Source organism: Streptomyces spongiicola (assembly GCF_003122365.1).
Classification (GTDB): Bacteria; Actinomycetota; Actinomycetes; order Streptomycetales; family Streptomycetaceae; genus Streptomyces; species Streptomyces spongiicola.
Map to the genome: position 1 here is coordinate 6,473,318 of NZ_CP029254.1, position 15,592 is coordinate 6,488,909.

A 15,592-nucleotide genomic window follows, 5' to 3' on the forward strand; every position below is an offset into this window, starting at 1 on the left:
GGGGCCGGGCGGCGGTTTGCCGGGTCCCCGAATTCGGGCGGGGTGGAGGTGCCCGCGGGCTCGGCCGGTGACTGACACCCCCGGGTCGTCTTCGGGAGGACGCACACCCCGTCCCGGGCGGTGGCCCCGCGGCGCCGGCAACGGGATCGGCGCCCTGGCCCCCGCCCCCGCGGGACCGGCTGGGGCGCCGGGGCGGGCACCGGGCCTGGTACCGGACCGGCTGGGGCGCGGGGGCCGGCACCGGGCTTGGCACCGGACCGGCTGGGGCGCCGGGGCCGGCACCGGGCTTCAGGGGCGGGTGCGCTTGGGAGGGGGCACATCGCCTACTCGCTGGTCCTCCGACGAGCGCTTGGCGAGGGACGGCCGGTGTTCGCCCTGGTGGACCTCGTAGTGGCCGCCGTTCAGGGAGAGGTCGATGACGAGAAGGCCGGCGGCGTCGGTCGCGCCGAGCGGAAGGAGCTCGTGGACCCGGCCGCCGGCCTGGTGGATCCTGATCACGACGTCGAGCGCGGAGGCCACCAGGCGCGGTGCGAGGTCACCCGCTCCCTCGTTCCAGTTTCCGCTCACGGCGAGGACGTTGACGACGTCGTCGAAGTCCTCGCCGTGCTCGTCGGCGTACTGCACGGCGGTTCCCAGGTTCTCCGGCGCCAGGGCCCAGCGGACCACGGAGGCGCGCAGTTCCAGGGCCGCTTCGCTCGACGGCGCGAGTCCCGACAGTGCCCGGTTGACCGCGTGGTAGAGGCAGTCGCCGTCAGCGGGGATCTCCTGACCGGAGGGTCCGCTCCCGGCGCGGGCGGCGAAGACGTCCCGGCCGCTCACGACCAGGCGTCCGTTCGCGCCGTCGTCCGGACCGTTCCCGCCCCCCGTCCCGAACAGCAGGTCCGCCAGGCGCCGGCCGGCCCGCAGAGTGGGAGTGGAAAGGGCCAACTCCTGTGCCGCATAGACCTTGTGCGCGTCCGACACGCCGGCCTTGAGCCCCGTGAAGGAGCCGGTCATCGGGGCCGAGATGGCATCCGCCATCACGTTCCTCTTCGCGTGGCCCAGATTGTCCCGGCTCTTCTTGGGCAGTTCCTTGCTCCCGGTCGGGACTCCGGGGATCTCCGCGCGCCGGGGCTCATGGCTCCAGTAGGTCGCCGAGTTGTGGAAGGCGTAGTTCGAACGGTGCTTGGCCAGGCTGATTCCCTTCTTGGCCCCCCTGGTGCTGCCGCCGTTGTCGTTGCTGAAGAACCGGTTGGTGACGGTGCCGAGGTCCGCATGCGACTGGAGCAGCTTCTTCCCCCCGGACTCCAGGAACTCGTACGCGATCCGCGAGAGATCGGTGACCACCGCGCCGGACTCGAAGTCCGTGACATAGGCCGGCCCGCGGAACGGCAGCCGGTTGTTCTCGGCGTCGGCCCGGACCCGTTCGAGCACTTCGTCCGCACCCATCGGCAGGGTCGTGTGCGTGTCCTCGGCCGTCTTCGAGGGGGGCACCTCGAAACTCCGCCCGTCCGGCTCGGCCAGTTCGGTTTCGTACCGCCTGGCCAGTTCCCATGCGTTGTACCGGTTCAGCTGCCGTGCCAGTCCGGTGAGTTCTGCACCCTTGTCGGAGAACCGGACGTCCGGCCGGTCGCCGCCGCCCTCCTCGGGACGCGGCAGGACGGCGGCGCCGTCCACGAACAGGTTGGGCTCCGGCGCGTACGGCAGCAGCGGGTGGATTGCGGCCTGCCAGCGCCGTTCCCGCATGTCGTCGGCGACGGCCCGCCGGAAACGTTCGAGGAAGGCACGCTGCTCCACGGGCTCGGTCAGCTCCGCGGGCACGGCGCCGTTCCTCTTCTCGTAGCGTCTGATCGTGTCCTCGACGAGCCGCTTCTGCTGCTCCGCCTCCTCGGGGCCGGGCACCCGGTAGCCACCGGTCATCAGCAGCGGCCTGCTCGGCGGGAGCGCTTCGTCGGGGTCGGACGACCTCAGCCCGGGCGGGTCGAGAAGCTGCTCGAAGTGTGTGAACACATGCCGGCCCGACGGCACCGTCCGAGAGCCGTCGTCGAAGTCCTGCACCGCGATGTAGGGGTGCAGGCCAAGGCCCATCAGCGACTGGACCGCCGCGATGTTCTCGGGGCTGTGCAAAACCGAGTTGCGCATCGCGCCGTAGGGGAACGGCCCGGTGAAGGTCGACGGGACGACGGCCACCGGCACGTCCAGCCTCGCGATCTGCCGCTCCACCGACGCGACGGCGGCGGCCAGGGCATCTCTCCCTCCCTCGTCGGCATTGACTCCGATCACGATCGCCAGGCGGCCGTCGTAGCCCTCCAGACCGGACAGCAGGCTCTCGATCACCTCTGTGGCGCGGTGCGCGTCTGTGTGACCGGTCATGGTGTTGACGACGAACGCCAGGGGGCGGGCCTGCTCCACACTCTCCCGGACGTAGTCGAGGTAGTCGCCGTCGCTCTGGTGCCCCGCGGTCCGGCGGACGTAGTACCGGTGGTCCTCGTCGGTCGCGAAGTCCGCCCGAGTACGCGACGTCAGGCGCCGGTAGGCGTCGTTGACGCGCCTGTCGTCGAGGGTGAGGTCGGCGAACCGCTGCCGCGTCGAACCGGGGACGTCCGCGTCCGTGGGCGTCTGGTGCGCGTCCTGGACGTCTTCCATCTCGACGTCCGAGGACATGCCGAACCGGGCCTCGGGGTGCTCGCCGTCGGGACGCAGCAGATAGGGGTCGTCCGTGCCGGCGCCGACGAGCCGGCCCTCGTCCCGGTCCGCGGCACTCGCCCAGATCCGGACGTGCGGTGGAAGCTGGGCCGGCGGGCGGCCCGGCTCGGCCGGGTGCACGGTCCCGCCGTGGACGTCGACCCAGAGCAACGCCCCGTCGCCGGTGTGCACCAGGGCCCAGTCGTGGCCCACCCTGCCGTGGTCGCCGGCCAGCACGGTCGCGAAGCTCCCCGGTCCGCCCCTGGTGACGAGTTCCAGCACGGCGTCGAACCCGGCAGGCCCCTGACCGTAACTCAGCGGCATGTCATGGCGCTTGTACACCGTCCAGGCGAAGCCCCGCTCGGGGCCCGTGCGGTCGGCCCCGGTGGCCAGGAAGCCGGCCGCCCGCGGGCGGCCGTACCAGGTGTCCCGGTACGCCTCCACCGTCTCACCGCAGTTGGGACCGGCGAAGCCGCGGGTGATGGCTGACAGCAGCGGCTGGTCCGGAGCCGCGAAGACGCCCAGCTCGGCCGCCCGCTCGCGTACCCGCTGGTGCTCCTCGGGACGCGGCGGGACGAGGCCGCGCTCGCGCAGTACCGCGTCGGTGTTCTCGTGGCGCGGGATGCGGGGGCGCTGGGCGGGCGCGTCGGGCCCGGCGGGCTCTTCGGCGCGCCGTTTGCGGGTGGGGGGTGGTGCCGCGGGGGTGTCGTTGGTTGCGGTGGGTGTGGGTGTGGGTGTGGGTGTGGGTGTGGGTGTGGGGTTGGGGTCGGGGTTGGGTGTGGGTTCGGGAGCGTTGTCGGGGGTTGCAGGGCCGGGGCCGGGGTTCGGGTCGGGGTGTGGGGGTGTGGTGGTGTCCGGGGTCGTGGGGCGGGCCTGGTCGCTCTTCCGGGGTTCGGTAGGGGTGGGCTCGGATGGAGTGGGTTCGGTAGGGGTGGGTTCGGTAGGGGTGGGTTCGGATGGTCGGGTCGTGTTGTGCTCGTCCTCTGCTTCGGTGGCGCGTGGTGTTGCGGGGGTGCCGTCGGTCGCCGTGGGCATGGGTGTGGGGGGCGGTGAGGGTGTGGGGGTCGGCGTGGTCGTGGAGGAGGCGGAAGAGGGGGTAGGGGTGGGTTCGGTAGGGGTGGGCTCGGATGGTCGGGTCGTGTTGTGCTCGTCCTCTGCTTCGTTGGCGCGTGGTGTTGCGGGGGTGCCGTCGGTCGCCGTGGGCATGGGTGTGGGGGTCGGCGTGGTCGTGGAGGAGGGGGAGGAGGGCGAGGAGGCGGAAGAGGGCGAGGAGACGGAGGAGGGGGAGGCGGAAGAGGGCGAGGAGGCGGAAGAGGGCGAGGAGACGGAGGAGGGGGAGGCGGAAGAGGGCGAGGAGGAACGTGCTTCGGAAGCCCCGTCGGTGGAGGTGGTCGTCCCGGCGGTCGCCTCGTCGGTGGTCCTGGCCACCCAGTAGTAGACGTGCCCGTCGGTCTCAGCCGTGTTCCCGTACGTGCCGTTCTCGTCGAAGTTCTGCGTGGTGAGCCGGACCGGCTGCCGCATCAGCACCTGAGCGCCCTTGAGCGTGGCCTTGCCGGGCTCGCCGGCCGACTTGCCGTGCGGCACGGTCGGCGGGGTGAGGGTCCGGGAGGGAACCCCGGGGGCGAGTGTCACGGGCTCCTTCCTCTCGAACGTCCTGCCGTACTCCACCTTCGCGATGTCGCTGAGGGAGGGGACAACCACGGTCGACCTGTTCTCGTCCGTCGTCCCTTCCGTGAGGAACACATGCCCCGTCAGGGGTTTCAGGGCTGCGGTCACACCGGTGGTGGACTTGGTGGACGACTCGGGTTCCGTCGAGACGCTGATCTCGTCGCTTCCCTCGGCGCGAGCGGACAGTTCCTGCGCCTCCCCGGTGGGGCGCAGGCGCAGCTCCAGCCCCGTACGGCCATCGCTGCCGAGCGGAATCGTGCGGTACCCGGTGACGGGGTCCTTGAGCTGGTGGAAGACCGAGGTCAGGGTCTGCTGAGAGAGCGCCTGACGCAGCGCGGCCTGCCGTTCCGGCGTCAAGCGCCGCTCACGCGGCGGAAGGTTCGTACCGCCCTCCGGATGGTGGCCCGAGGCGACGGACCGTACCGCTGAGTGAGCGGCCTCGGGCGTTATGCCCTCGGGCCAGTGGCGGGGCGAGGGGGCTTCCGCCCCCCGCCCGGTGTCGCCGCCCGGTCTGGGTGTGGCGACCAGCCGGTAGGCCTCCGGGTCGCCTTGCCCCCGGTCGGCCGTGGTCGTGTCTCCGCCCTGCCTGGGGGTGGCCATCGGACGGTAGCCGTCCGTGCCGGCCGCCCCCCGGCCGGGAGCGACCGTGGAGAGGCCCGTGGAGAGGCCCGTGGAGAGGTCCGTGGAGAAGGCCGAACTCACCCACCCGGACACGGCTCCCAGCAGGTTCCAGATGCCGCCGGTCCCCGGGCGGGGCGCGGTGAGCAGCCTCTGCGCGTCGCCGAGGAGCGCACCCTGGCTGTCGAAGCCCACGAGATCGTGCGCGGAGTCCAGCGACTGCTGCCAGCGGTCCCGGTCGGCCTGACCGGCGGTGACCGGCACGGTGCCGGCGGGGGCACCGGTGGTGCCCCCGCTTTCCAGGGCCCACGCCCGCCCGCGCTCCGTGAGCGACGTGGGTACATAGACGTGGACCGGCCACGTCGGCTCCACGAGCCTGGGCGCCACGAGATCGCCGGGGCGTTCACCGAGGAGGGGGTACACGGTTCCCCGGGTCACGGTGACCTCGAAGCGCATGCGGTTGGCGAACCTCACCATGTCGCCGAACTTCGACGTCTTGTGCTCCACCTTGGTGGTGACGCCCGCGTCCGCGCTGCGGGCCGGGCTGACCTCGGTACCGAGGGACGGCGCCCAGCCCGCGCTACGGAACACGGGCGAGGGGGTGTCCGCCGACGACCCGTCGTCCCCGGACTTCGCGATCGGCGCGTAGGACAGGCGGGCGTTGACGTCGAGGCCCCATGACCAGTTGTGCCCCGAACTGCCGGTCACGGTCTGCGAGAGGCCGACCTTGCGGGTGGTGTCCCCGGTGGAGTGGTCTCCCTCGTCGGTCCACTCGTGCCGCGGGACGCCGCGCACCAGGACCCGGGTGACCAGCCGGCCGGCGTGGGACTCGTGGACGCGGTACTCGAAGATGCCCTGGCCCACCAGCTCCTCGTAGTTGGCCGACAGGTTCTCCGGCGAGAAGGTCCCGGCGAACTCCAGAGCGGTCACCGGTACATCCGCCGCCTTCTCCAGCCCGCGGATCTGCCGGTCGATCTCGCCGAGGATCTCGTCCGACGACGGGATGTCGGCGATCGCGCCGCTCAGCAGCCCCTGTTCCAGCAGCGGAGCCCGGCGCGGCACGGCGGTGTCCGCGGGGGCGGTGCGAGCCGTCGCACCGGTGTCCGCGGGGGCGGTGCGAGCCGTCGCGGTGTCCGCGGTTCCCTCGGCGCCCAGCCGCCGCACGTCGTCGTCGGAGAGCAGCACCAGCACCCGGTGCCGGCTCGACTCCGGGTCGCCGACGGTGACGACGCCGTCCCAGGCCGTGACACGTCCCTGGACGGTGACGTCGGCGTCCGCCTCGTACAGGTGCCACGTCCCCTGGTGCGCGGTCTTCCGCGAAGTCGTCGTCTGCTGCTTGACGTTGTCGCCGTCACTCCAACCCTGTCCGCCCTTGATCCTGGGGCCGCCGCGCGCCTGGAACGACTCGGCGGAGTCCCCTTCCGACGGGTAGTGCGCGGTGTCGTAGCCGCCTCCCAGTTTGAGTGCGCGGGAGTTCTTGTCCGCCACGGCGGTCGAGGTGCTGGACCTGGTCTCGATCTCCAGCTTGCCTTCGCCGGGCATCGTGCCGCGGAACCGGAAGCCGCTCAGGCGGGTTCGTGCCGACAGTCCGACGGTGTCGCGGTTGCGTCCCGACCCGACCTGCTCGTCACCGCTGTTGGCCCACCCGCCGTGCGAGGCGGAGAGCAGGGACCGCAGGTGGCCGTCGTCGGCCATCCCGTCCAGGGCCTTTCGCAGGCCGCTCACCGTGGGTGGCGGCGCGCCCTCCCGGACGTCGTCGAACCCGGTCGCCCACCGAACCGCCCGTACCGCGCGCTGGAGGGCCGTGGCGGCAGTGGCCTCGACCGACCTCTTCTCGAAGGCGCCGGCCAGCGATTGCAGCGCCTTGTCGCGGAAGCCGTCCCCGTCCGTGACGTGGCGGATCGCGTGGCGCTGCGGCAGCATGTCCAGACCGGGGAGTCCGGCGGGCGGTGCCGTGCCGGTGGTCCCGCTCTCCCTTGCGACCTCGACCGTCAGGCGGCCACCCGGCCGCACCTGCCCGTGGTGCCGGGTGGGCGACGGGGGCTCCGCCGAGGACAGGCGCGCGGTGGGGTGCTCCGGGTCCTGGACGCCGATCAGCACCCGGTACGTGACCGGGTGGGCGTAGACATCGGCCTCCGACTCGAAGGAGAACGTCCGTGTCACCTCGGTCTCGAAGCCCGTGGTGACTCCGTGGGAGGGGTTGCCGGGGGTGAAGTCCAGCCCGGCGGCGGCGAATCCGCGCCGCGCATCCGACTCTGTCTGGGGATGGCGCAGATTCCCGGCGATGCTGACGGCGTGCTTGGAGCCGTGTGTGACGGACTTGTCCTCGCCGGTCGTACGGGTGCTGGCCGCCTTCGCCGTCGACTTCCGGGAACCCAGGTGGTCTCCCTCGGCCGGCTCGGCCCTGACGAGGATCTCGTAGGTCTGCTCGCCGAGCAGCGGCGTCCGGGGTGCGTCCAGGGTGATCCGGTAGCTGCCCTCGAGCAGCATCGCGCCCGCGCCCCGCAGTTGTGAGGGACTGAGCAGGCCGCGCAGCGAACGCAGGTTCTCCCAGGCCTGAAGGGCGACCCGGTGACGCTCTCCGGCGTCCCCGGCGGGTGCCGTCCCGGTGCCGGGCCGTATCGCCTCGGGGGGCGGCAGTACGCCGGGGAACCTCCGCGACATCTCGTGCACGATGTGGTCCTCCAGCTCCGGCGAACCCGGGACGTGCAGGAACGTCGTGAGCTGTGCCGCGACCGGGTCGGTGAGCCGGTCGGGACCGAGCTGCGGGCGGTCGCCCGCGCCGGGCGGGGCGGGCGCGTCGTGGGGGACGGCGTGCAGCACCTCACCGCGCTGCGGCGCGATGGTGATGGCCACATGGTCCGCGGGGTGCGGGGACTGCTGCCGCTCGGCGGGTGGGGTGTGGTCCCCGATCGGAGTGGTGTCGGTGCCGTGCAGCCCGTCGAGCCCGGGCCGCAGGGCACTGGACGTCAGCCAGACGCGTATTCGCACCCGGGTGGCGACCAGGTCGGCCCTGTCGGACCGCTCGTGACCGGACTCGGCGCCGACGACGTTCTTGCCCTTGACACCGTGGCCGACGGTGCGGGAGTGCGTGTAGCCGACGGTACCGGTCAGCCACAGGGGGCCGTCGTCCGACACGTTGACGCTCGCACCCCCGCCGAGCCCCACCGACCAGGAGCTGTTCTCCGTACGGCTCCGGCCGTGCTCGCTGGACCACTTGGACCCCAGGGTGGCCTTGTCGTCCACGGTGTGCAGGGCCAGTGAGTCGTCGGGTTCGACCGTCAGATGCAGATACGCGCGGCGGCCGTCGCTGAGGCCGAGCTGCCTCGACAGCAGCCCCCGGCCCGAGGCTTGCTCGAACCCGCCGATGACGTGGGACGGCTGGAAGAAGTCCTCGATGTCCTGGTGCGCGGCGCCGTCCGGTCGGGCCTCACGCGGAAGCGCCTCGTAGACCGCCCTCCGCGCGGTGTCCAGCCCGGTGATGGACACCGGGTGGCCCGGGGCGGGTTCCCGCCCCCGGTAGGCGGCTGCGAGGGCCTCACCCTGCTGGGGTGTACGGGTGTGCTCCCAGCCCCGCCAACTCCGCGGCCGCCCCTCGGCCAGGCTCTCCGGACGGGGGACGTCGGCGCGTACCGTACCGGTGACGGGGGTGCCGGCACCCTCGGCGGTGAGCCGGGCGCCCTGGTGGTCCGTGACCGCCACCCGGTAGCTGAAGCGCGAGGTGTAGCTGTCCGTCCTTCCGGTGAGGGCGAAGTCGTTCGCCGTCTGCGACGACCGGGTGACCGTGGTCTCGCGGTCGTAGGAGGTGCCTCCCCACGTCATGGAGGGGGTGAAGAGAAGGGACACCTGGTCGCCCAGCGGCCGGATGACGGTCCACGGCAGGTCCAGGTTCGGCCCGGCGGACGTCATCACCACCTTGCGCGGTGGGGAGCCGTACTCCGACCGCGACGGCACGCCGAAGCCCTCCCCGTCGTTGTCCTCGGCCGGGTCGGTCACCGCGTCCAGGATCCAGGGGTCGGCGGTCGCCCGCACCTCGATCTCGTGGGGCCTGCCGTCCACATGCACCGTGAAACGCCAGCCGCCGTTGAGCATCGGGTCGTGCTGCTTGCGGAAGTTGGCGGGGTCCAGGGCGGCGTCGAGGCGCTGGGCGACGGAGACGTCCCCGCCGTGGTCGCCGAGCAGCGCCTCGATCCGCTCACGCACGCCGTCGGGCCCCGGGTCCTCGGTGATCTTCTTGCCCGCCAGGGACGCGGTGTGGCGTCCGGCGAGGACCGGGTCGGGGGTGGGGGTGGGGGATTGTGCCGGTTCGTCGGCGTTGTCGGTGGTGGTGGTGTCGGCGGTGCCGGTGGTGTTGTCGGTGTCGGTGTCGGTGTCGGCGGCGTCGTCGGCGTTGTCGGTGGTGGTGCCGGTGGTGTCGTCGGCGTTGTCGGTGGTGGTGTCGGTGTTGTTGTCGGTGGTGGTTGGGGCCTGTGTCGGTTCGTCGGTGGGAGTGCCGTCGGTGGCGGGCAGGGCAGGGGTGCCGTCCGCCTCGACGGGAGTGCTGTTCGCTGCGGCAGGGGTGTCGCCGGCCGGGGCGGGTGCTTCCTCCGACTCGCCTTGAGTACCGTCCCCTGGAGCCCCCGAGGGCCTCTGCCGGTCCGAGGATTCGTCCGCGGGCCGTACCGGAGTCGGCGACTGCCGGTCCTGAGCGTCGGGCGTACCGCTCTCGGTGACCGGACGCGGCTGTGGTGCGGCCTCCTGTCCCGCGCGGGTGCCGTTGTCCGCCGTGGGTGGGAGGTTGCCAGCGGTGCCGGGGGCCTCTGGCCGATCCGTCATGGCGTCCGCGGTGTCTGTGGTGTCTGTGGTGACTGAGGTGTCCGCGGCGTCTGCGGCGTCTGTGCCTACCGTTTCTGCGGAGTCTGCCGTGCTCGCAAGGCCGGGGGGCCCGTCTTCGGTGGCGGGGATCATTGCGACCGGGAGGGCGGCTGCTTCCGGAACAGGCTGCGGAGCCAGGGCGTCATAGTGGTCGTAGCCGTTGTAGGCCAGATACAGCGAGGGCCGGTCACCGGGTTCACCGAGCGCGATGGGCGGCTGAGAGCCGGGAAGGACGAGCCGGAGGTCGAGGTCCAGCGCCCGTGCCAGCGCCTGCGGGAGATCGTCGGCGAAGGGGGAGGCCCACAGGGAGGTGCGTTCCGCCGCGGCGGCGACGAGCCCGTGGTAGGTCAGCTCGCGCGCCGCACCGGGGGTCGAGGCGACCGTGAGGAGATCCCGATAGGCGCTGTTTCGGAGGATGTTCCGCCATCCCTCGGCATCGTCGCGGTCCGCGACAGCCTTCCGGATGTCCTCCCACTCGTCGTCGATCCGGCGCCGCTCGTTCCCGTCCTTCGCGTTCCCCAGGGCACGCACCCGCAGATCGGCTATGACGGTGGTCACGGGGTCGATGCTTCCGGTGACCGGGTCCGGTCCGGCCGCGATGATCCTGTCGCGCAGCAACCGGCGCAGTTCGGGGACGCTCCGTCCGGTCCAGGGAGCACTGAGCCCCTGGCTTCGCGCGCCGTCGAGCAGCGACCGGAAGAGGCAGTCTCCGTCGCCCGGGGTGTTCAGCCGTCGGAAGACCATGTCGTGCGCGTGCACGAGGATGCCCGGGTCGGGCTGTGCTCCCGGTCCGGCCATCGCTTCGGCATCAGCATCGGCTTCGGCTTCGGCTTCGGTACGGGCCTCGGCACCGGTCTTGGGACCGGTCCTGGCACCCGCTTCGGCTTGGTCGCTTGGCGGAGGTGGGGCTGCCGTGTGCTCCTCCTGCTGTTCTGCGGCGAGCCGGGGCCCGGGCATGTGGGGGTGTTCGGGTTCGGCGGTGGTGCCTGGTTCGGTAGTGGTGTCGGTGGTGTCGGTGGTGTCGGTGGCGGGGGGCTGTGCCGGTTCGTCGGCGGGAGCATCGGTGGTGTCGGTGGTGTCGGCGGTGTCGGCGGGGTCGCTGTGCGGAGGCGGGGCGATGCCTGGGTCGGACCTGCGGCGAGCGCGTTCCGCGGTGGTGTCGCCGTCGGTGTCCGTGTGTGCGAGGACGCCAGGGTCGGACCTGCGGCGGACGAGTTCGGCGGTGTCGTCTTCGTTCAGCCCCAGCTCGGACAGCGGCAGCGGGTCGCCGGAGAGGGACCAGGTGATCCGCGCGGACTCCGTATAGGAGAGACCGCGGGCCTCGTCCGGCGAGACGAGGGTGGTGGGCGGAAGCGTGGGCGTGGGCGGGGGCAGCAGGGAGTTCAGCGTGGTGCCGGGTCCTGCGACGGCGCGCAGGTCGGCCGCGTCGCGCAGGAACGCGGTGTACTGCTCGACCGAGGGGGCGGCAGCCGTGCCCGTGCCCGTGCTGTCGATCACCGCACCGGGCCGGTCGGCGACCATCCGGCGTAGCAGATCCGGGGTCATTCCCGGGTCGCCGTAGCGTGCCGCCGTCTCCGAAGAGTGCCAGCGCAGGTCGTCCACGAAGGCCAGGGCGGCGAGCAGTTCCCGGTTCTCCGGACGCTGTTCGGCGTTCGGCCCGAGGGCCTCGCGCAGGGTACGGATCTGTTGGAGGGCACGAGCCCGGGCGAAGGCACCGGCCGGTTCCGTCCCCGTGTGCAGACCGGCTTCGCGCGCCAGCGCGTCCAACTCGGCGCCGGTGGGCTCGGGGGTGAACAGCCGCCACCGCCCCGGCCCCTCGGCGCCCTCGACGAGCACCGCGCGGACGTTGCCGTCCCGGTCCTCCGCCGTGCCCACGTCCGTGGTGGGCGCGTACACCGGCCGACCCGTCCGGTTCGCCACGTGCTGCGCCACCGGCAGTCCCGCTCGCTCCGGCTGCCGCCCCGTGCGGCAGGCGAAGAGGACCAGCGGACGGTCCTGGTCACTCTCCGCGGCCCAGGTCCTGAGTACCTCGCCGAACTGCACACCGCTGACGGTCACCGCGGGGTGCGCACGGTCGTCGCTGCCCAGGGTGACGGTACGGGGAGTGCCGTGGGCCGCGACGTAGTCGGCACCACGTTCGGTGCCCGCACCGGGCAGCGGGGCCGACCGGCCGGTGAACACGGTAGACCGGCCGGTGAGCACGGCAGAGTGGGTGGGCGGGGTGGTCCCGGTGCCCGCGGCCGGGGCAGCGGACGTCGTACGCACGCTCCGGAAACCGTCCTGGTCGAGCAGCGCGCGCCGGTTCGCCTCCGCCTCGTCCTCGGTCCGGCTCGGAGAGACGGTCAACGTCCGGACGGCGCGGCCCTGCCGAGGGCCCTCGGCCGTCTCCGGCACCCAGCGCCGCAACTGCTCCAGGGGCACACGCCGGCCGTCCACGCTGGTGACCACCTTCTCGGCGGCGTTCCGCGCGCCGCCCCGGCCGTCGGAGGGGCCGCCGTCCGCGGGCCGTACCACGATCCGGCCCGACGACGGCGGTGCGGTGGGAGGGGTGGCAGTCCGGGACGGCGGTGCGGTGGGAGGGGCGGCCGGCGGGTCGGTGACCGCGGCGGCGGAGGACGCGGCCGAGGGCGCCATCGGACCGTTCTCCGCCGAAACGGCGGAATGCGGGATCGCGGTGACGTCCGGCCCTGTCCCGAGTTCGCTGCTGGTGCTGGTGCTGGTGCTGGTGCTGGTGCTGGTGCTGGTGCCGGATGCCGCCCCACCGGTTTCGAGGCCGTGGCTGTCGGTGCCGCTCCACTCGCCGGACACGTCACCGGCGGTGCCGTTCAAGCGTGAGGACGGGCCCGCGGGCTCGGCAGCGGACGCGGTGAGAGGAGTAGGGCTCGGGGCGGGCCCGTCACCGTGCGCGGAAGCGGTCGGCCTCGCGGGCGGCACCGATGAGGCCGCGGGCGCGTCGGAGAGAAGGCCGTCGTCGGCCTGTCCGCTGCTCTCGGTGGCAGGGCGGGAACCGGGGTCCGGGCCGAGGGCATCGGCGAGGGGCAGCAGCACGTCTGCTCCGGGGAACCAGGTTTCCGCGCCGTTCACGGTCTCCGTGGCGTTCGCCGCGCCCATGGTGTCCGCAGCGTCCACGGCGCCGGTCCGGTCGCCGCCGGCACTGCCACCCGTACCACCCGTGCCGTTCGCTTTGTCTGCGGTATGCGCGGTATGCGAGGAATTCGCGATGTCTGTTCTGTTCGCGGCGTGGTGCGGTGTCGAGGGGGCCGCCACCGGGGTGGCGAGAAGCCGGCTCCGGACGGGGGCGCCCGGCGCCTCGCGGGTCAGCTCGACGGCGGTACGCACCGGGCGACTCGCTCCGTCCGGTGCGACCGGAGGGCCGAGTGCCACGGCCCGATCCGTTCCCGCCCGGTCGAGCAGTCGGGCCGCTGCCGGTGACCCCTCTCCCGGCGGTGGCGTCTCCGACACCACGATCGTCAACGGCGTGGCCCCAACGGAAGCGGGGGCGCCGGCCGTCACGGTGTCGGACGTGTCTCCGGGCATGCCGTCGGCGCTCTGCCCCCCGGTGCCGCCACCGTACGAGCCGGTGGTGTCCACCGGCTGCGGAGGGGCGGTGTCTGCGGCGCCTCTTCCGAGGACCGGGCCGGACGCGGGATGGAGCGGTCCCGGAGCGGTTGCGTTCTCGGGGGAGTCGGCCGCCACTGCGGAGGAGTCCGCCTCGGGGGGTGTGACGGGCGCTGCGGGGGTGCTGTCAGCGCGTTCGCCGGTGCCGGGAGTGCGGGTGTCCTGGGGAGCCGTAGGCGAGGAGGCCGACGGCATCGCGCCGGTGGCTTGAGTACCGGTGGCTTGAGCGCCGGTGGTGGAAGTGCCGGTGGTGGAAGTGCCGGTGGGAGTGCCGCCCGCGCGCCCGCCGGCCCCGGCCGCCTGGTTTGCGGCGGGTACGGGGGAGTTCGTGGAGGAGCCGGTGAGGGGGGCCTGCGGGAGCGAGGGCGAGGTGGCTCCGCTGCGGGAGCCGTCGAGGTCGGTGGTGGGCGCGCCGGTCGTGGGGGTGGGGTTGGTGGCGGGTGCCCCGGACGCAAGGGTGGCGTCGGGTGCGGGTGCGGGTGCGGGTGCGGGTGCGGGTGCGGGTGCGCCGGTCGTGATCGTGGAGCCGACCACGACCGGGACCCCGAGACCGTCGAGTGCGAGGCGGACCAAGTCGGCGTCCGTCCGTGCTGCGGCGCTGTCCACGGCGGGTATGACCCGGACCTCTGGCACCGAAGCCAGGTCGGTGAGGAGGCTGTCGCGGACACCGATCTCGGTGATGCCGGGCCGCGCCCCGCCGCGCAGGTCGCCGAGGTCGCGCAGCGCCTGCTCACGGACGTCGGCGGGGCCGTTGCGGACCTGCCGCCACAGTTCACTCTCCGCCGCGGCCGCAGATGTTGGGCTCGGGAGGTGCGCAGGCGCCTCCGGGTTCGTCTGCGTCGGGGGTCTGCGGGGAGCGGTGCCCACGTCACGGGCGCTCTCCGTGATCGGGGAGGCGTCTCTCCCGGCCTCCGGTCCGCCTGTCGCGGGCGAGTCCGCTGGGGCTTCCTTCTCGGCCTCCCCACTGCCCCCACTGCCTTCGCTGTCCCCGCCGTCCCCGCTGCCTTCGCTGTCCCCAGTGCCCCCGGAGACTGTGGGCGGCCGGTCGCGGAGCCTGTCGATGGCACTTCGCAGTTCGGTGCCGCTGTTCACGACGGTTCCGATGATCGCGGCCTCGACCTGGCTGCTGATGCCCGCTCCGACGAACGTGTACCAACTGGTCGACCAGTCCCCGTCGTAGGCGCCCTTGATCAGGATCTCCGCGAGGGCCTCCCCGGCGCCGGCGGCGACGAAGTCGGTCGTCCCCATGAGTCCGTAGTGGCCGGCCAGTGCGCCCTTGCGGTCGGCGTTGTCGTGCACGAGCCGCTCGTCCCACCAACGGCTCGAACCGTTGCGCACGCCCGGCGCCGCGCCGTCGACGAGGTCGGTGCCCGGGGTGTTGGGCCCGTGGGGCTTGCTCTTGAAGTCGAGGTCCGTTCCGTTCTTCAGGAAGTTGCGGTCGTAGCTCCGGACGATGTTCCTCGCCAGGTCGTCGAAGATCCCGGTCAGCAGGCCCGCTCCGGCACCGAACACCGCGGACTTGAGGATTTCCCCCCAGTCGAAGCTGTCGGGGCGGCGCCCCTCCGGCGCAAAGTTGATCATGGCCAGCCGCACCGCGAACGTGGCGAACGCCTCCTGGAAAGCCTCGGTGAGGGACGGCGTCAGGCGCAGACGCCGGAGCATATGGCTGAGCGTGGTGAGGATGACGAGTCGGCTGCGGAGTTTGGCCATCATGATCTGGCTGGATGTGACGCCGCCGGTGAAGACGGACATGGCCAGGTAGACGGCGATCTCGATGAGCAGCCGGATGACCTCGGCGATGATCTGCCACTTGGACTCCATGATGTTCATGGAGGTCTTGCGTCGCCCTTCGGCGATCTTGTCCAACTGGTCGGCGAAGTCGCGGAGGTGGTTCTTCCCCCCGTCACCGGTGAGCGTCCCCATCGCCTTCGCGTACGACGTGGCGAGGTCGTCCGGCATGGAGCGGCCGATGTCGTGGACGGACTTGTCGACCAGCGACGAGAGCCGGTTGACCTTCCGCCCCAGGCCGGCGTAGGGCTGGCGGCTCTGGTACGCGAGGTCCTCGTCGGCGTCGGTGAGTCTCTCCCCCGTGAGGATGAAGAGCATCGCGTTGACCTCGGGTGACGCCTGAATGCTCATCGACGGCCGTCCCGTGTGCCGTCCCGCGGGT

1 protein-coding gene is annotated in these 15,592 nt (G+C 72.6%); it reads right to left on the reverse strand.

Annotated elements, in window-relative coordinates; all coding sequences use genetic code 11:
• Positions 1-288 precede the first annotated feature (288 nt).
• On the reverse strand, positions 289-15,561 hold the full coding sequence (locus tag DDQ41_RS28180; protein ID WP_109296988.1) for a toxin glutamine deamidase domain-containing protein: 15,273 nt from the start codon (positions 15,559-15,561) through the stop codon (positions 289-291).
• Between the last annotated feature and the right edge of the window lie 31 nt (positions 15,562-15,592).